The organism is Streptomyces sp. NBC_01334, from assembly GCF_035983595.1.
GTDB lineage: Bacteria > Actinomycetota > Actinomycetes > Streptomycetales > Streptomycetaceae > Streptomyces > Streptomyces coriariae.
Map to the genome: position 1 here is coordinate 5,455,656 of NZ_CP130718.1, position 21,372 is coordinate 5,477,027.

The window sequence follows — 21,372 nt, forward strand, 5'->3', positions numbered from 1 at the left end:
GCCGTCGGTCGGCGGCGGGACGACCGGCCTCACCCGTGGCTCGATTGTCAGTGGCTCCCCGCACAATGGAAGCCGCAACGCGAAACGTGACGAAAGGGCGGCGTGACGCATGACCGTGTGGGACGACCTCGTCGGGCAGGAGAAGGTGAGCGAGCAGCTCGCCGCTGCCGCTCGGGACGCCGACGCGCTCGTCACCGCGGCCGGCACCGCCACCCCGCCGCCCGAGACGTCGAAGATGACGCACGCCTGGCTGATCACCGGTCCGCCCGGCGCCGGTCGCGGCCAGGTGGCGCGGGCCTTCGCCGCCGCCCTCCAGTGCGTGAGCCCGGACCGGGCGCTCGGCGGCGTCCCGGGCTGCGGGTTCTGCGACGGCTGTCATACGGCGCTCATCGGCACCCACGCCGACGTCAACACCGTCGCCGCGGTCGGTTCGCAGATCCTCGCCGAGGACATGCGCGACACGGTCCGCAAGTCGTACACCTCGCCCGCCACGGGCCGCTGGCAGATCATCCTCGTCGAGGACGCCGAGCGGCTGAACGAGAAGTCCGCCAACGCCGTCCTCAAGGCCGTCGAGGAGCCCGCCCCGCGGACGGTCTGGCTGCTCTGCGCGCCCTCCCTCGAGGATGTGCTGCCCACCATCCGCTCCCGCTGCCGGCACCTGAACCTGCGCACGCCCTCCGTCGACGCCGTCGCCGACATGCTCATCCGGCGCGAGGGCATCGAGCCGGCCGTCGCCGCGGCCGCCGCCCGGGCCACGCAGGGGCACGTCGACCGGGCCCGCCGGCTGGCCACCGACCCCGCCGCCCGCGAGCGCCGCGCGGCCGTGCTGAAGCTGCCCTTGCGCGTCGACGACGTCGGCGGCTGTCTCCGTGCGGCCCAGGAGCTGGTCGACGCGGCGACCGAGGACGCCAAGCAGCTCGCGGAGGAGATGGACGGAAAGGAGACCGAGGAGCTGAAGGCGGCGATGGGCGCGGCCCAGGGCGGTCGGATGCCGCGCGGCACGGCGGGTGTGATGAAGGACCTGGAGGACAAGCAGAAGCGCCGCAGGACGCGTACGCAGCGCGACAGCCTCGACCTCGCGCTCACCGACCTGACCGCCTTCTACCGCGACGTCCTCGCCCTCCAGCTCGGCTCCCGCGTCGCGATCGCCAACATGGACGCCGAGGACGCCCTCGAGCGGCTCGCCCGTGGCAGCAGCCCGGAGTCCACCCTCCGCCGCATCGAGGCCATCGCCGGATGCAGACAGGCCCTCGACCGCAATGTGGCTCCGCTGCTGGCGGTGGAGGCGATGACGATGGCCCTGAGAGCGGGCTGACACCGACGACTGCGAGCGGACCGGTACGGACCACCGGACTGGTACCGACCGCCGGGCCGAGGCCGGTCACCGGGCCGATGCCGACCGCTGGACCGACACCGACGTCGATCTTGGGTTGACGACGTCACTCGTCCGTGTCCGTTCGCGTACGTACCGCGTTCGTGACATTGCGCAGAGTTACGCTCGCTGGATGTACATGAGGCGCTCTCTCCGCAGGTCCCGTACCGGCGTCACCCTCCTCTCGCTCACCGCGCTGCTCGTCTCCGGCTGTTCCGCCGCGGAGTCGACGAGCTCCGCCGGCTCGACGGTGGTGGCGGCGCTCGTCGCGTTGCCGCGGGCCACGCCGTCGGCGCTCGCGCCGTACTACGGGCAGAAGCTGAGCTGGCGCGGCTGCGGCGTGCCCGGCTTCGAGTGCGCCACCCTGAAGGCGCCGCTCGACTACGCCGACCCGGGCGCGGGCGACGTCCGGCTCGCGGTTGCCCGCAAGAAGGCGACCGGCCCGGGCAAGCGGCTCGGCTCGCTGCTGGTGAACCCGGGCGGACCGGGCGGCTCGGCGGTCGGCTACCTCCAGCAGTACGCCGGCATCGGCTACCCCGCAGGAGTCCGCGCCCGCTACGACATGGTCGCCGTCGACCCGCGGGGCGTGGCCCGCAGCGAGCCCGTGGAGTGCCTCGACGGGCGCGCGATGGACACGTACACGCAGACGGACACGACCCCCGACGACCAGCGGGAGACCGGCGAACTCGTCGACGCGTACAAGGAGTTCGCGGAGGGCTGCGGCGCGCACTCGGCACGGCTGCTGCGACACGTCTCCACCGTGGAGGCGGCCCGTGACATGGACATCCTGCGCGCGGTCCTGGGTGACGGGAAGCTGACGTACGTGGGGGCGTCGTACGGGACGTTCCTCGGCGCGACGTACGCGGGGCTCTTCCCGAACCGGGTGGGCCGGCTCGTCCTGGACGGTGCGATGGACCCGTCGCTGCCCGCCCGGCGGCTGAACCTGGACCAGACGGCGGGGTTCGAGACGGCGTTCCAGTCGTTCGCGAAGGACTGCGTCACGCGGACCGACTGCCCGCTCGGAGGCAAGGGCACGGCTCCCGCCAAGGTCGGCGAGAACCTCAAGGCCTTCTTCCGCACACTCGACGCGCACCCGATCCCCACCGGCGACCAGGACGGCCGCAAGCTCGGTGAGGCCCTCGCCACCACCGGCGTGATCGCGGCGATGTACGACGAGAGCACCTGGGAGCAGCTGCGCGAGGCGCTGACCTCGGCGATCAAGAGCAAGGACGGCGCGGGCCTGCTCGCCCTCTCCGACAGTTACTACGAGCGGGACGCCGACGGCCGCTACGCCAACCTGATGGCCGCCAACGCGGCGGTGAACTGTCTCGACCTCCCCGCCGCCTTCTCCACCCCCGATCAGGTCGAGAAGGCACTCCCGGCCTTCGAGAAGGCGTCCCCGGTCTTCGGTGAGGGCCTCGCCTGGGCCTCCTTGAACTGCGCCTACTGGCCGGTGAGGCCCACGGGTGAGCCGCACCTCATCGAGGCGAAGGGCGCCGCCCCGATCGTCGTCGTCGGCACCACCCGCGACCCGGCGACCCCGTACCGCTGGGCCCGGTCCCTCGCTCACCAGCTCACCTCCGCCCGCCTCCTCACCTACGAGGGCGACGGCCACACCGCCTACGGCCGCGGCAGCGCCTGCATCGACTCGGCTATCGACACCTACCTGCTCCACGGAACGCCTCCGGCGGACGGCAAGCGCTGCAAGTAGACCGCCCGGTGCCGGCCCTCGGCCCCCGGGAGGACCGCTCCCGGGGGCTGTTCGGAGCACCCCTGGAAACTGTGTAGACTTACCGACGTTGCTGATCGCACCATGGTGCGGACAGCGCGCCGCCTTAGCTCAGATGGCCAGAGCAACGCACTCGTAATGCGTAGGTCTCGGGTTCGAATCCCGAAGGCGGCTCTGCCGAAGCCTCAGGACTCACTCGCCGTGACCTGGGGCTTTTGCTTTTGGCGAGCCCGGGGGCGGGCGTCACAGCAGGGCCGCGCCGGTCGCGATCGACGCCAGGCCGGTGATCAGCAGGATGATGATCCAGCCGATGGCTCCTTCGTTGGCGCGGCGGTCCGCTGTGAGGTCGGGGGTGTAGACGGCCGGGTCGGAGGGGGCGTAGTAAAGGGTCAGTTCGCGGTGGAGGGAGTGCCTCGGGTCGGGGATGCCGTCGCGGGAGAGGACCGTGACGTGGGTGCCGTCCTGGGTGGTGAAGGTGACGACGGGGGCGTGGTTGACGATCTCGTCGCCCTCACCGTCGGTGTAGACGTCCCTGGTGACGGCCACGACGCGGGCCGGGGCGGCGACGGCCGAGGAGAGCAGGGCGTCGCGGGTGCGCGCGGTGCGGATGTCGGGACTGGCCGCCGCGAAGACGGTGAGCAGGGCGCCGAAGCCGAGCAGCGCGTACGGGTAGCCCCGGACGACGGCCGCGTGGATCACGAGGCCGATGAGGAGCAGGATCGTCGCGCAGTCGGGGCCGACCCGACCGTTCCTGTCCTGCGGGGTGTCGAGCGTGACGCGGAACCGGTGCGGCTGCCCGCGGGGGTAGCGCACCTGTAGTTCCCGGCCCACCCAGGCTTCCTCGACCGAGTAGCCGTGGCTGCCCGCGTTCGACAGGGTGAACTGCGTTTTGGAGAACGGGTCCTGGAACGCGAGCGTCACCGGTATGCCGGGCCTCTTGGACGCGCCGTGGGCCGGCGGTTCCACGGCCACGATCCGCGCCTTCACCCATACCGCGCGCTGGGCCCGGGTCAGTCCGGTGAGCGAGAGGGCGTAGCCGAGGAGCGCCAGCCCCGCGGGCACCACCCACCACAGCTCCAGTAGCTCGTAACCGCCCATCGAGTGCCGGCCTTTCTGTGCCGATCAGAGGGAGACACGGAACAGGTTGTCGGCCGGGTCGACGACGGCCGGCAGGCGGAGACCCACGCGCAGGGCCGGGTGCCGTGAGCGTTTCCAGGTCGTCTCGAACGTGCGGAAGCCCGGGCCGCCGATGCGGAGCGCGACCGTGACACCGGCGTCGTCCCCGTCCTCCCAGGCGGTCAGGTCGGTGACCTCCGCCGTCGCCTTGACCCCGACGGTGTCGAGCCGCCGGTTGTCGGCTCTCTCGAGGGAGGCGTGGGCCCAGAGCCCGATGCCCAGGGGCGTGCAGAGCAGCGTGGACAGGATGCCCCCGAGCAGGAGGGGAGCATCGGCGAAGACGGTGAAGCCCAGCATGACCGGTCCGCACACGCACATGCCCACGGTGGTGGAGTACAGGACCACCGTGCCGTAGAGGCCGATGTCGGAGACCTGCGTCGGCTCGGGGTTGCCGTTCCCGCCGTCGTTCCCGCCGTCGGTCATCTCAGGGCTCCGGCCGCTCGGGAGAGCTCTGTGCCAGCCGCTCCGCGAGGGCGCGCAGGCCGTCGAGCCGGTGCGCGTCGTAGGGGAGGGAGTGACGTGTGCCGCGTCCGGTGACGATCGTCATCCGGGGGTTGCGGCCCGTGCCGAACTCCAGCCGGGGTGCCTGCCAGATGTGGATGCGGTGGGTGTCGGAGTAGCCGAACAGCTCCAGTATCCGGCCGTCGAAGGAGATCAGGACGGTGTCGGTCACCAGCACCTCGTACGGCTCCGGCACCTCGTACGGCTCCGGCACTTCGGACGGCGGCGGCACTTCGGACGGCTCCGGGACTTCGGACGGCTCCGGCCTCACGGGGTGACGCCGTCCCCGGCGTACAGGTAGTCGCCGGGCCGCGCGGGGTCGGCGATCAGCAGGACCTGGTCGCCGGCGCGGGGTATCCGCAGCTTCGAGACGATCGTCCGGAGGGTGATCCGCTCGGCGGCCCCGGTCGGTTGGGGCACCAGGTCGACGACCAGGTCGACGACCGGGTCGAAGTTGACCAGCTTGCCGGTGTCGCCGATCGACACGACGACGGCGGGTATGGTCGGCACCCCCATGGCGAGCAACTGCTGTACGCCGAGGCCGGAGTTGTACGCGTTCATCGACTGCTGGACCCTGGCGAAGTCCTCGGCGTCGAGGAATGCGCGGGTCGCGCGACCGTAGAAGCCCTTGCCGCCGGCCACCTTGCCGGCGATCTCGGCGGCCCGTTCCTCGCGGGTCTGGTGGCGCTTCCTGAAGATTCCCATGACGGCTTCCCCTTCTCGTCGACAACCGGTGATGTCTGGTGACCTCTGGTGATGTGCGGCGCGGTTCGGTACTGACCTCGTCGTGCGCGATCCGGAACGCGTCCACGATGGGGACGCTAGAAGGCCGGGAACGCCTACCGATCCCAGGTTCGCCCGCCCGTTTCCGGACGACGTACGCTCCAGGCATGTCGTCCCCGAGCCAGCCGACCGGCGAGCGCCGACCGCGCGCCATGGTGATCGACACCGCCTGGCGTGGCCTCGGGCCGGGGCTGGAATCGCTGAGCGGCCCCGGCGGCGCGCCGTTGACCCGGACGGTCAAGCTGATACTGCTGCCGCTGGTCGTCAGGCCGGCGCTGAGCCCCGAACTCGCGGTGGACTTCCTCGGACCGGCGCAGGCCGCGCGCCTCGACGCGCTGATCCGGGAGTGCGGGACGCGGCTCGAGGCGACGGCACAGTGGTTCACCCTGCTCAAGCGGACCCGCCGCGCGCTCGGCATCGTGGCGGGCAACCCTCAGGACCTGTACTTCCAGCGCTGCTTCGAGCTGGCCACCGAGCACGGAGCACCCTCGGCCGGTGCCGACGCGGTGGCCAGGGCCGTGGTCGAGGAGGTGGCCGACGGGGTCGGCGGGCGCACGGTGGAGGTGCTGAAGGACCACCTCGCCGATGCCGTCCGGCGCGCCCGGCTCGACGGTGAGTTGGCCGGCGGGTGGGAGAGCCGCCGGCCGGCCCCGGCCGCCGAAGCGGTCGCGGCGGTCGCGCTCGCGGGCGAGGTCCTGGAGGCCTGCGGCGCGCCGGGCGGGGCCGGTGACCCGCCGGAGTACGGGGCCATGGTCGAGGCGGGACACGGCGCTCTGCTCGGCCGGGCGCTGTGGGCGCACGCGGACGGCGTCTGGGGCCGTGACGATCTGCCGGCGCATCTGGGGCTGACCGGGCACCGGGTGCCGCCGCGGCCGGAGGTCGGCCGGGGAGCCTCGACGGCCACGCTCCCCGCGCCGCTGGACCGCACGCTCTTCGAACGGCTCTTCGTCGTCCTGCAGTCGTCGGCCCGGCGCGAGGAACTGCCGACGGTGCCCGAGCTCGTCGGGCGGGAGGTCGGCCGCAGCTGCGCACCGCTCGGGCTGTACGACGAGAGCCTGCGCGTCGCCGTGGTCCTCGGCGGCCGGCTCGCGGTCGGCCTCGACCCGCTGGGCACCGGGGAGTCCGCGCCGGGGCGGACGGCGGCGCATCGGGCCGTCAACAGCCGCTGGCGGCGGGAGGCTTCGGTCCTGCGCGCCCGCAGGATGACCGTTTCTCCCCGCCCCGTCCCGGACGGCGGCGGAGTGCTGGACGCCCTCGCCCAGGACCTTCGCAGCCCCTGGTCCGCCTATATGCGGCGGCTGTGGGTGCGGCTGCACGGCCGGGACGTCCGCGGGGCGTCGCTGGCGGACGCCGCGTCGGCCTGGGCGGTGCTCGACGGGGTCGCCCGCTCGGTGATGATGGACCACCGCGCCAGGGTCCGGTCGGCGCTGCGCACACTGTCGGCGGCGCCGGGGAGCCCGACGACCCGGGCGACCCCGGCGGCAGCGGTCGAGCCGAGGAGCGCGTGATGGCGCGGGCCCACGTCGACGTCCATGTCACACGGGGCGAGGGCGAGGACGGCACGATCCGGATCGCCCCCGGACCGGCCCCCGGCCCGGCCGAGGACGGCGGTGGCCCCGACTTCGCCCGGGCCGTTCTCGACGTATCGGGGGCGGTCCTGTCCTGGCCCGTCTGCGAAGAACCGGGGCTGCCGTTGGCGGAGGTGCACGACGTGGGGCGGGCGCAGCAGTGGCTGTGGGCGCTCTACGGCGAGCGCACCGCCGCCGCCGTGCAGACCTGCGTGGCAGGGGAGCCCGCCGGTGTACGGGTGACGGCGGACGTGACCGCTCTCGCGGGCGCCGCCGCCCGGCTGGGTCTCGGGCACTGGGCGGCCCGGTGGTGGCCGGCGTCGTACGTGGACGGGATACCGGCGCTGGAACCGGACGTGCTCGGCCTGGAACTGGCCGCGCTCACTCACTGGTGCCAGCAACTGTTCGACGCATTCGGCGACTTCGACGACTTCGACGGGTTCCTCGACTTCGGCGACTTCGGCGACCGCCATGGCGGCCGCGACCGTTTCGGTGACCGACCGGATGGCTGCGCGGCCCAACTGATAGAGGATCATCAGGCCGCGCTCGACCCGCTGATCCAGTGGTGGCGCGCGGCGCCTCCCTCGGCGGACACGGCACGGCATCTGGAGAGCGTCCTGCGGTTGCTCGACGACGCCGCGGACGGCGCCGGGCTGGACGGGCAGGCTCTGCGCCGGCTCCGGTCGGCCCTGGAGCAACACCGCCCGGGCGGTACGACGGTCGACGTCGGCGCGCTGTTCGTTCGGCGCGACGGCTATGCCCTCGCGGCGGGCGATCCGCTCGTCGCGGGCGGCCGGGTGATCGCCCGGGGCTCCGGGACCAACGACTGGCGCCGCTACCCGCCCGGCTTCGTCGACGCCTCCGAGACCGCGGTGTCCTGGACCGCTCGCGCACTCGGCGCACGACGGCAGATCGAGGTCGAGATCGTCGCGCACGTCGCGGCGCCCGTCGCCGGTGCGCCCCTCGTCGCCGAGGTCGGGGTGAACGGCGGTCGTCGGACTCGGGTGCCTTTGGCGAGGCGGAACGACGTGTGGACCGGCCGGGCGGATCTGGACCCGCACGGTCCGGACGGTGCCGTGCCGCCACGCTTCGAGGTGGAGGTGCTGCTGCCGGGATTCGACCCGGGGCCGGGCGGTCCCGAGGACCGCGCCGACCGTGACGCGATCCGCGCGCTGGTCCGGCGGCGGCTCGCCACCGCGGCCCAGCCCCTTGCCTACGACGGCTCACCGCACGACGCCTCCTCGGGACCGTTCCTCGCCGAGATCGCCGCCGTCGCCACCGCCGCGGAAGAGGACTACTGACGGATGGACGAGAGCGAGCGCGGGGCGAGCGAGGGCCGGGGGAACGAGGGCCGGGGGAACGAGGGCCGGGGGAACGAGGGCCGGGAGAGCGGGAGCCCGGCGCATGAAGGCCCGCCGCATGAAGGCCCGCCGCATGAAGGCCCGCCGCATGAAGGCCCGCCGCATGAAGGCCCGCCGCACGAAAGCCCGGGGGACGCAGGCTCGGATGAGGCAGGCCCTGGCCCTGAAGACCCTGACCCCGAAGGCGACGCGCGCGGAGGTGGGGAGGGCGGTGCGGTGGTGCGGCTGTACGGGGAGCCGTTCGACAGCGGGCTCGCGTTGGCCGAGGAACACCAGCTGGCCGCCGATCTCGCCGCCGCGGTCGTCGTCTACGAGGAACTGCTCGCCGTGGCCGAGTCCTTCGAGGACTCGCCCGACGTGCGGTTCCTGCGGGCGCATCTGCTGTCGAACATCGCGAGTGTCCGGCTCACCGCCACGGACCTGGGCGGGGCGGAGGACGCCGTCGAGCGGTCCCGTGCCCTCCTCGACGGTATCGCGTCGGTGCCCATGGGGCCGCGCGGCCGTCAGCTGTGGCTGGAGATGCTGCTGAGGACGCTGCTCGCCAGGGCCGACCTGCTGCGCAGGACCGGGCGCCTGGACGAGGCGCTGGCCTGTCTCGACGAGGCGGCCGTCAGGATGCCCGAGTTCGACGATCCCGACGGACTGCGCACCTCCGAACTGGGTCTGAACCGGGTGCATCTGCTGATCGAGCGGGGCGAGTGGGGAGCGGCGGAGGAACAGGCCGCGGGGTTGCTGTCCACCACGCCGGCGACCGCGGTGGAGACCGTCCCGCGGCTGCTGGTCGCCCTCGGTCTGATCTGCGCCTCGACCGGGCGGTTCGACCCGGCCGAGGACTACTTCGCCCGCGCGGAGGACTGCTTCCGGGCGATGGGGGACACCGGTGAGCAGCAGTCGCTGCTCGCGCACCGGGCGTACACCGCGATGCACCGGGGTGAGCTCGATCTCGCGGAACGGTTGTTCGCGGAGGCGTCGGCGTTCTTCGAGCGGCAGCGGCGGTTCGGTGACCTGGCGGTCTGTGAACAGGCCCGCGGCTTTCTCGCCGGGCAGCGCGGCGACGCCACCGGTGCGGAGGACCTGCTGGGGGCGAGCCTGGCCCGGTTCGAGCGGCTCGGTGCCGCGGTCGCCGCCGCCGACAGCATGCTGCTGGGCGCCCAACACGCCTACGACCGGGGCGACATCGACGAGATGAAGCGGCTGGCCCAGCAGGCCCGGGACGTGTACCAGGAGCGGGAGGTGTACGAGCGGTGCGCACAGGTCGACCTCCTGCTCGCGCGCACCCTCGAGGACAACCTGAACCGGACCGACCACGGCGACCGCGAGTCGGAGTCCATCGGTACGGCGATCTCGGTCGCCCTTCCCGCCGCACTGGCCCTGGAGGCGGCCCGCTTCGACTTCGTCACCGCTCACGCGCGCAGCCAGTGGCTGCAACTCGCCGACGAGGCGATGCAGTTGGTCTTCCGTCTCGCGGTGCGCCGACAGGACCAGGGACTGCTCTTCGAACTGGCGGAGCACCGCTGCGCGGGTGCCTCGCTGGCGCTCGACCGTACGCCGCGCTCGGCGACGTCCGACTCTCCGGTGTTCCCGAGCGCGGGCATGAAGACGTACGAGCCCGTCGACGGCGCGATGACGCTCGGGGGCGGGGCGGCGGAGGTCGCTGCCTCCGCGGGACTGCGCGTGGCGCCGCCGTCGAAGGTGCGGATGTCGTCGGAATCCGGCCGCGTCGCGCTCCAGGAGTACATCGCGGCGGCCGAGTTCCGCTATCACCGACGGATCGTCGGCGAGGCGGAGACGCCGTTCTGGACGACCGACGACCTGACGAGCCGCCCGGTGGTGCAGGTCCGGCTGGCCGACGCCGGTGACCTGTTCATGACCTGGACGTGGGCGGGCGGGGCCCGGGGGTTCGGTACCGGCCGTGGGCCCGCCGACGAGGTCGACCGGGCGGTCCGTGCGCTGGCCGACGCGCTGCCGGGGGCGGTCGCGGGCGCCGAGGGGATGCGGCGGGCGTTCGACTCGGGCGCGCTGGCCGGGTACCTGTCCGAGCTGCGGCTCGCGCGGGTGCTGGCCGAGGCGCTGTGGCCGGCCGGGCTGACGGAGCAGATACGTCAGGTGTCGGCGCGCGCGGGCCGTCCGCTGGTGCGGATCCAGCCGTCGCCCCGGGTCGCCCAGGTGCCGTGGGAACTGCTTGCCGTCGACGAGGCGAGCGACGTACGGCTCATCGATCTGGCGGACGTCGTGACCACCGCGCCGGCGTCCTTGCGGCAAGGCGACCCCGCCGATCGTCCGGCGTCGGACGGGGAGGCGAACGGGGATCCGGGCACGGTCACGGGAACGGGCGCGGGAACACCTGCAGAAACGTATGCCGAAACGGGTGCTGGGACAGGTGCAGGAACCGGCGCCACAACTGGCACCGGAGCGGTCGCCGACGCGGTGGTGCTCGTCCTCGACCCCCGGGTGCCCGGATTCCGGGCCGACTCCCCGCTCGGCTCGGTCCTCGGGCCGCCCGGCTCGGACCCGGAGCTGATGTCGCTCGTCCGGCGCCGTCTCGACGCGGGTGGCGTCGTGCCGTCGGTCGCCGCCCCGGCGGAGGCGTTCCGCCGCACCGACCTGGACCGGGACTGGCTGGGCGACGTGCTCCGCAAGGGGGCGCGCAGGCTGATGTACGTCGGGCATGTGAGCGGCGCGCCGGTCGAGGGCGGCCAGAGCGAGGACGGCACGCTCCATCTGTGCTGCGGTCCGGAGACGGTCGGCCTGGCCGAGCCGGTCCGCGGTCATCGGCCGCTGTCGGCGAAGGACCTGCTGCTGGGCACGCTTCCCCTGCGCGCGGACGGCGAACCGGGCGCGAGGATCTGGCCCGCGCCACGCCGGGTCGCCCTCATCGGCTGCGAGAGCGGCGGCGATCTGCGGTTCGCCGAGTCGTTCGGGCCGGCCACGGCGATGATCCACAACGGTGCGGAGCTGGTCACCGCCACCCGTTGGGTGCTGCCGACGAACCTCGCGTTCCACCGGCTGGCCGGTCTGTCCGCGTCCGTACGCCCGCTGTCGGAGGCGATCGTCGCCGTCGACACCGCCCACGAGCACAGTGACCCGGTGCGGGCGATCGGCCGCTGGCAGCGCGAGCAGCTCGACCACTGGCGGTCGGGTGGCCGGATCGAGCACTCGCCCCTGCTGTGGGCGGCCATGACCTGCATCGTCGTGTGAACGGAAGGACTGAGCGGTGAGGTCGGCCGTCCAGAACTCAGCTCGGGTTGTTGTTGCGTATGCCTGCCAGCAGGTGGGCCATGGCGGCCGGGGTGGTGGTCAGGATCGTGGTGGGGCTGTCGCTTTCGCGGAGGCGGAGGGTGGCGGTGGTGGAGGTGAGTTCGAGGCAGTTGTTGCCGTCGGATCCTCCGGAGAAGGACGACTTCTGCCAGCTGCCGGGAGTGGTCACAGCGCGCCTCACAGCTCCTTCATCAGCCTGCTCATGAAGTCGCGCGACGATGCGGGATCCAGCGACTCCGCCTTCAGCTTACGGAAGAGCGTTCGAAGGGCGCCGAGCTGGGCTTCGGAGTCGACGAGGGCCGTGCCTTCCGGCCCGTCGCGCTGCACCGAGTCCAGCTTGGGCACCGCACCGCCCGCCAACATCATGGTGTTCCAAGCTCCCGCGAAGCCGTCGCGGTCGAAGGGGATCACCCGCACCGTGACGTGGTCCACCCCGGACAGGTCAAGGATGTGGGCGAGTTGGGCGCGGGCGGCGGCGCGGTCGCTGACCCTGATGCGTAGTGCCGCTTCATGAATCACCGCCTCGTACGGGACGGGATCCGCCCGCTCGATGATCGCCTTGCGTCGCATGCGGTGCGCCACCCGCAATGCCAGCTCGTGGTCGGGTAGTTCGGGCACCCGATATGCGAACACCGCGCGGGCGTAATCCTCGGTTTGCAGAAGGCCGGGTACGTGCAGACATTCCACGTCGGCCCGATATGTGGCGTGGTGCTCCAGCTCGGCCAGGTCCAGAAATGCCGAAGGCAGTCGACCCCGGTCCTCCTCCCACCAGCCTCGTGTCCGGTCGGTCGCCATCGCCACCAGGGCGTCGATGAACACCTCGTCCATGCAGGCGTAATGCGAGGCCAGGCTGCGCAACCTCTTCTCGCTCACGCCCGATTGGCCGTACTCGATCTGGTTGATCTGGGTGGAGCTCACTCCTAGCAGGGCCGCCGCCTCCCGCGCCTTGAGGCCGGCCGCTTCGCGGAGCCTGCGCAGCTCCACTGCCAAGCGCACCTGACGTGCCGTCGGTTCGCGCCTCAAGCCCATCGGTCACTCCTCTCAACGCGCCTGTGAGCGCGACTCGTTCGGGGCCAGATTACGGGACCGGGTTGCTTGACCTGGAAATCCAGGTCTACTGTCAGTGACGCACCGCACACGCTGCGGAAGTGCACCGCTCCGTCCTGCCACGACGGCTGCGGCAATGCCACCGCGCGTAAATCCCCTCACGCCACTCGGAGTTGACGCATGTCCGAACCCTGGGAGTACTCCCTCTACATCCCCGGCGACCCCCGCGCCGTGACCGTCTGCCGCCGCACCCTGCGTCTGATCCTCACCCTGCACGGCCTGATCCACCTGGTGGACGCCGCGGAACTGCTCGCCTCGGAGCTCGTCTCCAACGCCGTACTGCACACGAAGGGACCGGCCTGCCTACGCCTCCGCTTCCGGGACGGCATCCTCCAGATCGGCGCCTGGGACGCGGACCCCGAGCCGCCCGAGCCGCCGGGACCGCTGGAGGACCTCGCCGACGCCGAGAACGGCCGCGGCATGGCCCTCGTCCGGGCCTGCTCGGACCTCTGGCACTGGCAGCCGCTGTCCCGGATGGGGCGTCGCGGCAAGCTCGTGTGGTGCGAACTGAACGCGGCGTAGCGCGTTTCTGAAGTCGTCGGCCACCCGGCCGACTCAGCCCAGCACCCGCACCGGCGCCCCTGCCAGATACGCACGGATCCCCTCCACCGCCTGCCCGTAGTACCGCTCGTAGTTCGCCCGGGACACGTATCCCAGGTGCGGAGTGGCCAGCAGGCGGGGAGCCGTTCGCATCGGGTGGTCGGCGGGGAGGGGTTCGACGTCGAAGACGTCCACGCCGGCGCCCGCGATCCGGCCCTCGCGCAGCGCCGTCAGCAACGCTTCCTGGTCGACGATCGCCGCCCGCGAGGTGTTCACCAGGTACGCCGTCGGCTTGAGGAGCGCCAGCTCGGCGGGACCGAGCAGCCCCCGGGTGCGGTCGCTCAGGGCGAGGTGGATCGACACGAAGTCGCTCTCGGAGAGAAGCTCCTCCTTCGAGGCGGCCGGCCGCACGCCCACCTCCGCCGCCCGCTCCGCCGTCAGGTTCTGGCTCCACGCGCTCACCTCCATGCCGAAGGCGAGGCCCACCCGGGCGACCAGCGCGCCGATCTTCCCCAACCCCAGCAGCCCGAGCCGCCGCCCGTGCAGGTCCGCGCCGACCGTGGACTGCCACGGCCCGCCCTCCCGCAGAGCGGTGCTCTCCCGCACCAGCCCGCGCGCGAGGCCCAGCAACAACGCCCAGGTCAGCTCCACCGGTGGAGTCGAGGAGCTCTCCGTACCGCACACCGTCACGCCGTTCGCCTTCGCCGCCGCGTGGTCGATCACCGAGTTGCGCATGCCGGAGGCGACCAGCAGGCGCAGCCGGGGGAGACGGTCCAGCAGCGACGCCGGGAAGGGGACGCGCTCCCGCAGGGTGACCACACAGTCGAAGTCGGCCAGCGTCGCGGCGAGTTCGTCCTCGTCGACGAAGTGCTCGGTGAAGGACACGGCCTCCAGCTCCTCGCCCGACGCGGGCGCCGACCAGTCGGCGAGGGTCGTCGCGACGTTCTGGAAGTCGTCGAGTACGGCACAGCGGAAGGGCACGGCTGTTCCTCCAGGTGAGGTGGTTCCGACCGGGGGCAGGTCCGGTCCGAGGCTACGGTGAGACCGTGAGCGACTCGGCCGCGACCGGCGGCTACTCCGGCACCCCCCTCGCCAAGAAGCTCGGCGTCAAGCCCGGCCATCGGGTGCGACTGCGACATGCCCCGGCCGGGTGGGACGTCCCCGGCCTCCCCGACGGCGTCCACGTCGCCCCGGGCGGCCCCCGCGACGCCGACATCACCGTCGCCTTCTACCGCGGCCACGCCGACCTCGCCGCCGAGACCCCGGCCCTGGTCCGCGACCTCGCCGACGACGCCATGCTCTGGATCGCCTGGCCCCGCAAGGCGGCCGGACACGTCAGCGACATCACCGAGAACGCCCTGCGCCACCTCTTCCTGCCCCTCGGCGTCGTGGACGTGAAGGTCGCCGCGCTGGGGGAGGACTGGTCGGGACTCAAGTTCGTCCGACGCAGGGAAAACCGACGCGGCTGAACCGACGTGTCCGGAGCCGACGTATTCAGAGGCGACCCGTCGAGAACCGAGGCGAGCCGTCGAGAACCGACGTGGCAGGGGCCGAAGCATCCAGAACCGGCGCAGCCGGGGCCGGATCGGTGGAACCGGGACCGGATCGGCGGAACCCGCTTAGGCGGAACCGGCATAAAAGGGAAGCAAAATGAGGCGGCGTCGGAGCAACGCCCGCACCTGAGGCAACATCTAGGTGAACGACGGGCCCGCACGTGGACGGGACGCGGTCGCGTCGAGGGCCGGACGGAGTGAGGGACGTGGTGGACGTGGGGGACATCGGGCACGCGGCGCAGCCGAGGATCGCCGTGGCCGTGGTGACCATGGGCAACCGGCCCGCCGAGGTCGACGCGCTGCTGGAGTCGGTGGCCAAGCAGGACCTGGCGCCCGCCCGCATCGTGATCGTCGGCAACGGCTGCGAACTTCCCGACTTCGCCGAACGCCTCTTCCTGCCCGGTGAGGTCACCACGATCGACGTCGACGAGAACCTCGGCTGCCCCGGCGGCCGCAACGTCGCCCTCGCCCGGCTGCGGGAGTACGGCGACGTGGACGTCGTGGTCGAACTGGACGACGACGGCCTGCTCGTCGACGCCGACGTGCTGAGCCGCGTCCGCGACCTGTACGCCGCCGACCCGCGCCTCGGCATCGTCGGCTTCCGTATCGCCGACGAGCACGGCGAGACCCAGCGCCGGCACGTGCCGCGCGTCGGCGCCTCGGACCCGATGCAGGGCGGGTACGTCACCGGCTTCCTCGGTGGCGGCCACGCCCTGAGCATGGCCATGCTCGCGGAGACCGGCGACTGGCCCGCCGAGTTCTTCTTCGCGCACGAGGAGACCGACCTGGCCTGGCGCGCCACCGACGCCGGCTGGAAGATCCTCTACGCGCCCGAGCTGCTCCTCCAGCACCCCAAGACCTCGCCCGCCCGGCACGCGATATACCACCGGGTCACGGCCCGGAACCGGGTCTGGCTGGTCCGCCGCAACCTTCCGCTGCTCCTCATCCCCGTCCACCTGGGTGTCTGGATCGCCGTCACCCTCCTGCGGACCCGCTCGCTCGGCGGTCTCAAGGCCTGGTTCGGCGGGTTCGCGGAAGGCGTGCGCAAGCCGGCCGGACATCGGCGGCCCATGAGGTGGCGGACGGTGTGGCGGCTGACCCGGCTGGGCAGGCCGCCGGTCATCTGAGGGGCCGTCGGGACCAACCACCGGTACGGGGCCGGAACGGCACGGCGCGGTACGTCCGGAACGGAACGGGGCGCAGGGCCCGGTCGGTCACCTCCGCCGACCGAGGCCCCGCGCGCCTCCGGATCCGGCCGCGGCGGCGACACTCCCCCGAGTTGCGCGTCGATACGCGCGCACCGTCGGGCCGATTCCGATGATGTGATCACATCAGATCGCGCCAACGGATCGCTAACATGTGGCCAACGGCCCTTCGCGTTGCCGCTGGTCACCTGGTGTTCCGGTAGGGCGGCTGGGTGCGCGTCCCGAGCGCGAGCGACTCGGCAGAGCCACTCGGTGATGTGACTCGCATGCGACTCGTAGTGCGACTTGGCAAGTCGACTCGGCAAGACGACTCAGGTACAGACCCTCGGTACGGACCGGGCGTGGAAGGGCGATGGGCGGCGTGATGCGGCGGTACGGGCTGCGGTTCGGGCTGCTGGGCCCACCGGTGCTGTACACGGCCGACGCGCCGGACGCCGAGTGCGAGGCAGGCGTCCCTCCCTACGACATCGTCCGCAGTCCGAAGGTACGTGCCCTGCTGGCGTCCCTGCTCCTCGACGCGGGCCGGATCGTGCCTGTCGAGTCGCTCAAGGAGGCGCTGTGGGGCGGCGCGCCGCCGGCGTCCGCGCAGGCCTCGCTGCACAATCACGCGACCCGGCTGCGTCGGCTGCTCGACGATCCCTCGCGGCTGCGCGCGGTGCCGCCCGGGTATCGGCTCCGGGTCGAGCACGGCGAGCTCGACGTCCACGTGTTCGAGCGGCACGTCGCCGCGGCGCGCGGCGCGCACGCCGCCCGGAACTGGGAACGCGTCGCGCGCGAGTGCGCGGCGGCACTCGCGCTGTGGCGGGGCACCCCGCTGAGCGGACTCCCGGCCGACCTGGGCGGTTACTCCTTCGTACGACGCCTGCGGGAGGCCCGGCTGCTCCTGCTGGAGTGGCGCTACGACGCCGAACTCGCCCTCGGCGGAGCGTCGTTCGAGCGGCTCGTTCCGGAGCTGACGGCCCTGGCCGCCGACCATCCGCTGCGCGAGGCCTACCACCGTCAGCTGATGCTCGTCCTGCACCGCACCGGCCGCCAGGCCGAGGCCCTCGCCGTCCATCGCGACCTGCGAGCCCGCCTCGCCGAGGAACTCGGCATCGAACCGGGCCCGGCGATACGCGACGCCCACGTGGAGGTGCTGGCTCCTACGACCGACGATCGCCCGTCTCCGGCTCCAAGTCCGGCTGTGACGCCGACTCCGACTCCGGCTCCGGCTCCGATCTCGGCTCCGGCTGCGACGCCGACCGTGGCTCCGGACCCGACGCAGGCTCCGGCTCCGATCTCGGCTCCGGCTGTGACGCCGACTGCGGCTGCGACGCCGACCACCTCACCTCCCCCCCCCCGACCACCGAGGCCCCGCTCGCGCCCGCGCCCGTGCTCACGCCCAAGTCCGCACCCGGTCTAGCCCGCCCGCGCACCCAACCGGCGCAACTGCCGCCTCCGCCTGCCCACTTCACCGGACGCGTGGAACTCCTGGGCCTCCTCCACCACTCCCTTGCCGGTGGCAGTCGGGTCGTCGTCCTCAGCGGTATGGCCGGCGTAGGCAAGAGCGCGCTCGCGCTGCACATCGCACACGCCCTAAAGGAACGTTTCTCCAGTGGGCAGCTCTACCTCCACCTGCACGGCGCCACCCCTGGCATGGCCCCTCTCACCGCACCCCAGGCGCTCGCCGCCCTGCTGCGCGACCTCGGTACCGAACCCCGGCACATCCCCGAACACCCGGACGCCGCCTCCGCGTTGCTGAGGACCCTGCTCGCGCCGACCCGCACGCTCGTCGTACTGGACGACGTCGCGACCGCCTCCCAGGTCCGCCCGCTGCTGCCGGCCGGCCCCGGCTGCGCGGTGATCGTCACCAGCCGCTCGCCGCTGACCACGCTCGACGGCGCCCACCGCTTCCCGCTCGGGCCGCTGTCGGGCGAGGACAGCGCGGCCCTGCTGCGTGCGGCGTCCGGTCCGGGCGAGGGGCGTGCCGTTCTGGACGCGGCGCATCCTCTCGTCCACCTCACCGGCCGCCTCCCGCTCGCACTGCGTGTCGTCGCCGCCCGACTCGCCGCGCGCAGCGCCCTCACCCCGGACGGGCTGGCCGGTCAACTGGCGGACACCGAGAGCAGGTTGCCCCACCTGGAGTACGACGATCTCAGCGTCCGCCGCTCCCTCGCCGTGGCCCACGACGCGCTTGCCGCGTCCGGACGCCAGGCCGACCGGGACGCGGCCCTCGCCCTGCGCCGGATCGGCACGCTGGACCTGCCCACGTACGACGCCCCCCTCCTGGCCCGACTCACCGGCACCGACGAACCCCGCGCCGAGTCAGCCCTGAACCGGCTCGTCGACGTGGCGCTCCTCGAGGAGCACGCATACGGCCACTACACCCCGCACGACCTGGTACGGGACTTCGCCCGCGAACTCGCGAAAGCCGACGGGACAAAGGCTGACGGGGCGAAGGCTGACGTGGCCGACGTCGAAGGGACGAAGGCCGAGGGGGCGAAGGGCGAGCCGGCGGACGGCGAGATTCCGGAACCCGGGCTGCCCTGATCCGAACCGCCGGAGTCCGGTGCGCCGCCGCAGCGCCGCCGATGCGCCGCCGAAGCGATCTCACCCGACCGAGCCCGGTCACTTCGCGTCGGCGTAGCACTCCACCACCGCCGTGGTGAACGGAAACCGCACCGGCGTCTCCCCGAACGTCAGCCGCCCGGCCAGGTCGGACGCCTCCCGGATCGCGGCGACGACCGTCTCGGCCTCCTCCTGCGGACAGTGCACGATCACCTCGTCGTGCTGGAAGAAGACCAGCTCGGCCGCCATCCCCGCACAGGCCTGCCGGAGCGCGGCGAGCAGCAGCAGCGCCCAGTCGGCGGCGCTGCCCTGGACGACGAAGTTGCGGGCGAACCGGCCACGCGCGCGTGCGTTGGTCGAGGCGTACCCCGGCACCCACTGCCGGTCGGCAGCGGTGTCGTCGTCTCCGCCAGGACTGCCAGAACCGCCAGGAACGCCGAGGCCGGCGGAGTCGACGGGGATGCCGGCCTCCTCCGTGCCCTCGTCCCCCGCCCCGCTCGCCGGAGGGCAGGTCCGGCCGAGCCAGGTCCGCACGAGCCGTCCCTCCTCGCCGGCCCGAGCCGCCTCGTCGACGTACGCCACCGCGCGCGGGAAGCGGCGGCGGAGTGCGGCGAGGTTCTTCAGACCGTCCCCGGAGGTCTGGCCGTAGACCGCGCCGAGGACGGCGAGTTTCGCCTGGGCGCGGTCGCCGGAGAAGGCGCGCTCGGAGACGGACTGGTAGAGGTCGCTCTCCCGGCCGGCGACCTCCATCAGTCCGGGATCGCGGGAGATCGCCGCCAGCACGCGCGGCTCCATCTGGTCGGCGTCGGCGACGACGAGCCGCCAGCCCGGGTCGGCGACCACCGCCCGCCGGATGATTTTGGGGATCTGGAGGGCGCCGCCGCCGTTGGTCACCCAGCGCCCGGTGACCGTGCCGTGCGCGAGGAACTCCGGCCGGAACCGCCCGTCCCGCACCCAGTCCTGGAGCCAGGACCACCCGTGAGCCACCCAGATGCGGTACAGCTTCTTGTATTCGATAAGCGGCTTCACGGCCGGGTGGTCGAGGGACTCGATCTCCCAGCGCCGGGTCGACCTGATCCGGATGCCGGCCTGCGCGAAGGCCTTGACCACGTCGGCGGGCAGGTCGGGGCGGACCCGGCGCCCGAAGGCGGCCGACACCTCGTCGGCCAGCTCGGCCAGCCGCCGGGGCTCGCCCCCGCCCGCGTACCGCTCGCCGAGCAGGTCGTGCAGGACCGCGCGGTGCACCTCCGCGCTCCACGGCAGCCCGGCCCGGTTCATCTCGGCGGCCACCAGCATCCCCGCCGACTCGGCCGCAGTCAGCAGCCGCATCCGCGCCGGGTGTTCGGCCAGCTCGTGCCGCCGCTGCTGCTCGGCGTAGACGGTGAGGAGGTCTTCGAGCGGCAGCCGGACGGCGGTGTCCTGCGCCTCGAACAGCGAGGACTGTGCGCCGGGCGCGGCGGAGCGCTGCGGCGGGTCCTGCGGTACGGGGCCACCGCGCAGCCGGGCCAGCGCGGCGGCCGCCGAGCGGGGCTCTCCGGAGCGCCCCTCGTGACCCAGGAGGAGGGTCTCGGCGTCCTCGACGTCGTAGCACCGCTCTACTCGGACCCCCGTGGCGAGCAGACGCGGGTACACCTCGGCCGTGGAGCGCCAGACCCACCGGGTGACGTCGGGCCGCTCGCGCACGGCCCGTGCCAGGTCCGCCTCCCGCAGCACGGGGCCGGTGGGCAGCCCGCCGGGACCGAGGGGGGCGAGTTCCGCGCCACCGTCCTCGGCCGGAGCGAGTGCCCACCGGTCGGCCATGCTGCGAGTGTGGCAGGAGGGTCTGACAACGCCCCTGATCGCTGCTTTTGCCCCTGACCGTCACTCCCGCCCCTGACCGTCACTCCCGCCCCTGACGGCTACTCCTGCCCCTGCCCTTGCCCCTGCTCCTGCTGCACCGAGACCGTGGCCAGAACCTTCGCGACGTACCGCTCGGTGCCGGTCTTGTCGACGCCGAGGCCGCTGAGGACGCCCTCGCCGTTCTCGAACTCCAGCAGCGCCAGCAGGATGTGCTCGGTGCCGATGTAGTTGTGGCCTAGGCGGAGTGCCTCGCGGAAGGTGAGCTCCAGGACCTTCTTGGCGTCCGGGCTGTAGGGGACCAGCTCGGGTGCCTCCGCCACGGCGGGCGGGAGGGCGGCGGTCGCGGCCTCGCGGACCGAGTCCAGGGAGACGCCCTGCTCGACGATCGCCTTCGCCGCGACCGCCTCCGGCTCGGCGAGCAGGCCGAGGACGAGGTGTGCGGGCAGCCCCTCGGCGTTGCCGGCGGTCTTGGAGGCGTTGTGCGCGGCCATGACCGCGTTCCGCGCGCGGGGGGTGTAGCGGGTGAAGCCCTGGCTCGCGTCGAGGTCGGCCGACTCCTTCGGCACGAACCGCTTCTGGGCGGCCTGCCGGGTGACGCCCATGCTCCTGCCGATGTCGGTCCAGGAGGCACCCGAGCGGCGGGCCTGGTCGACGAAGTGGCCGATGAGGTGGTCCGCCACGTCGCCCAGGTGGTCGGCGGCGATGACGGCGTCCTGGAGCTGGTCGAGCGGCTCGTTGTGGACCTTCTTGATGGCGTCGATGAGGTCGTCGAGACGGACGGACGAGGTGGCGGCGGGTCGCGGAGACGTCATATGTCAACCGTAGGTTGACAG

At 72.8% G+C, this 21,372-nt stretch carries 17 protein-coding genes, 1 tRNA gene and 1 pseudogene; 10 read left to right on the forward strand and 9 right to left on the reverse strand.

Features of this window, described 5'->3' with window-relative positions; all coding sequences use genetic code 11:
* Positions 1-109 precede the first annotated feature (109 nt).
* The 3 genes from OG736_RS24460 to OG736_RS24470 all read left to right on the forward strand — a co-directional run bounded on the left by OG736_RS24460 (position 110) and on the right by OG736_RS24470 (position 3,275).
* On the forward strand, positions 110-1,315 hold the full coding sequence (locus OG736_RS24460; protein ID WP_327184340.1) for a DNA polymerase III subunit delta': 1,206 nt from the start codon (positions 110-112) through the stop codon (positions 1,313-1,315).
* A 190-nt stretch (positions 1,316-1,505) separates the two neighbouring features.
* The gene (locus OG736_RS24465) at positions 1,506-3,083 is read left to right on the forward strand and encodes an alpha/beta hydrolase (protein WP_327184341.1); all 1,578 of its coding nucleotides are present in this window, start codon (positions 1,506-1,508) and stop codon (positions 3,081-3,083) included.
* A 118-nt stretch (positions 3,084-3,201) separates the two neighbouring features.
* Positions 3,202-3,275: transfer RNA gene (locus OG736_RS24470), tRNA-Thr, on the forward strand.
* 69 nt (positions 3,276-3,344) lie between these two features.
* Here OG736_RS24470 and OG736_RS24475 read toward each other — a convergent pair.
* From OG736_RS24475 to OG736_RS24490, 4 genes are read right to left on the reverse strand one after another with little or no spacing between them, the layout of a single operon-like run.
* The gene (locus tag OG736_RS24475; RefSeq protein ID WP_327184342.1) at positions 3,345-4,199 is read right to left on the reverse strand and encodes a DUF3592 domain-containing protein; all 855 of its coding nucleotides are present in this window, start codon (positions 4,197-4,199) and stop codon (positions 3,345-3,347) included.
* Positions 4,200-4,223: 24 nt separating this feature from the next.
* A complete protein-coding gene (locus tag OG736_RS24480) occupies positions 4,224-4,700 on the reverse strand; it encodes a hypothetical protein (RefSeq protein ID WP_327184343.1) in 477 nt (158 codons plus the stop codon).
* A gap of 1 nt (position 4,701) precedes the next feature.
* Complete coding sequence (locus OG736_RS24485) at positions 4,702-5,010, reverse strand: hypothetical protein (protein WP_327184344.1); 309 nt, start codon at positions 5,008-5,010, stop codon at positions 4,702-4,704.
* A 35-nt stretch (positions 5,011-5,045) separates the two neighbouring features.
* Entirely contained in the window at positions 5,046-5,483 is a 438-nt protein-coding gene (locus OG736_RS24490) for a hypothetical protein (protein ID WP_327184345.1), read from the reverse strand.
* Positions 5,484-5,668: 185 nt separating this feature from the next.
* Between OG736_RS24490 and OG736_RS24495 the strand changes: the two genes are divergently transcribed.
* From OG736_RS24495 to OG736_RS24505, 3 genes are all read left to right on the forward strand, one after another.
* Entirely contained in the window at positions 5,669-7,069 is a 1,401-nt protein-coding gene (locus tag OG736_RS24495) for a hypothetical protein (RefSeq protein WP_327184346.1), read from the forward strand.
* The gene (locus OG736_RS24500) at positions 7,069-8,430 is read left to right on the forward strand and encodes a hypothetical protein (RefSeq protein ID WP_327184347.1); all 1,362 of its coding nucleotides are present in this window, start codon (positions 7,069-7,071) and stop codon (positions 8,428-8,430) included. The genes OG736_RS24495 and OG736_RS24500 overlap by 1 nt, the downstream gene beginning before the upstream one ends.
* Positions 8,431-8,706: 276 nt before the next feature.
* The gene (locus OG736_RS24505) at positions 8,707-11,688 is read left to right on the forward strand and encodes a hypothetical protein (protein WP_327184348.1); all 2,982 of its coding nucleotides are present in this window, start codon (positions 8,707-8,709) and stop codon (positions 11,686-11,688) included.
* 37 nt (positions 11,689-11,725) lie between these two features.
* Here the strand turns inward: OG736_RS24505 and OG736_RS24510 are convergent, their stop codons facing one another.
* The gene (locus OG736_RS24510; protein WP_327184349.1) at positions 11,726-11,917 is read right to left on the reverse strand and encodes a DUF397 domain-containing protein; all 192 of its coding nucleotides are present in this window, start codon (positions 11,915-11,917) and stop codon (positions 11,726-11,728) included.
* Between the two features lie 8 nt (positions 11,918-11,925).
* A complete protein-coding gene (locus tag OG736_RS24515; protein ID WP_327184350.1) occupies positions 11,926-12,777 on the reverse strand; it encodes a helix-turn-helix domain-containing protein in 852 nt (283 codons plus the stop codon).
* A 198-nt stretch (positions 12,778-12,975) separates the two neighbouring features.
* Here OG736_RS24515 and OG736_RS24520 point away from each other — a divergent pair, with 198 nt between their 5' ends.
* Complete coding sequence (locus tag OG736_RS24520) at positions 12,976-13,377, forward strand: ATP-binding protein (protein WP_327184351.1); 402 nt, start codon at positions 12,976-12,978, stop codon at positions 13,375-13,377.
* A 33-nt stretch (positions 13,378-13,410) separates the two neighbouring features.
* On the opposite strand, the gene OG736_RS24525 is transcribed toward OG736_RS24520, so the two are convergent.
* Entirely contained in the window at positions 13,411-14,376 is a 966-nt protein-coding gene (locus OG736_RS24525) for a D-2-hydroxyacid dehydrogenase family protein (protein ID WP_327184352.1), read from the reverse strand.
* A gap of 65 nt (positions 14,377-14,441) precedes the next feature.
* Here OG736_RS24525 and OG736_RS24530 point away from each other — a divergent pair, with 65 nt between their 5' ends.
* The 3 genes and pseudogenes from OG736_RS24530 (at position 14,442) to OG736_RS24545 (ending at position 18,682) form a co-directional block, all read left to right on the forward strand.
* Positions 14,442-14,864, forward strand: a complete 423-nt coding sequence (locus tag OG736_RS24530; RefSeq protein WP_327184353.1) for a DUF3052 domain-containing protein — start codon at positions 14,442-14,444, stop codon at positions 14,862-14,864.
* Positions 14,865-15,154: 290 nt separating this feature from the next.
* Positions 15,155-16,075 (forward strand): glycosyltransferase family 2 protein, encoded by a 921-nt coding sequence (locus OG736_RS24535; protein WP_327184354.1) that lies wholly within the window; start codon positions 15,155-15,157, stop codon positions 16,073-16,075.
* A 430-nt stretch (positions 16,076-16,505) separates the two neighbouring features.
* A pseudogene (locus OG736_RS24545) lies at positions 16,506-18,682 on the forward strand (BTAD domain-containing putative transcriptional regulator).
* Positions 18,683-18,760: 78 nt separating this feature from the next.
* On the opposite strand, the gene OG736_RS24550 reads toward OG736_RS24545, so the two are convergent.
* Together OG736_RS24550 and OG736_RS24555 are read right to left on the reverse strand one after the other, a co-directional pair.
* A complete protein-coding gene (locus tag OG736_RS24550; protein WP_327184355.1) occupies positions 18,761-20,500 on the reverse strand; it encodes a bifunctional 3'-5' exonuclease/DNA polymerase in 1,740 nt (579 codons plus the stop codon).
* 98 nt (positions 20,501-20,598) lie between these two features.
* Entirely contained in the window at positions 20,599-21,351 is a 753-nt protein-coding gene (locus OG736_RS24555) for a Clp protease N-terminal domain-containing protein (protein WP_327184356.1), read from the reverse strand.
* Positions 21,352-21,372: the final 21 nt, after the last annotated feature.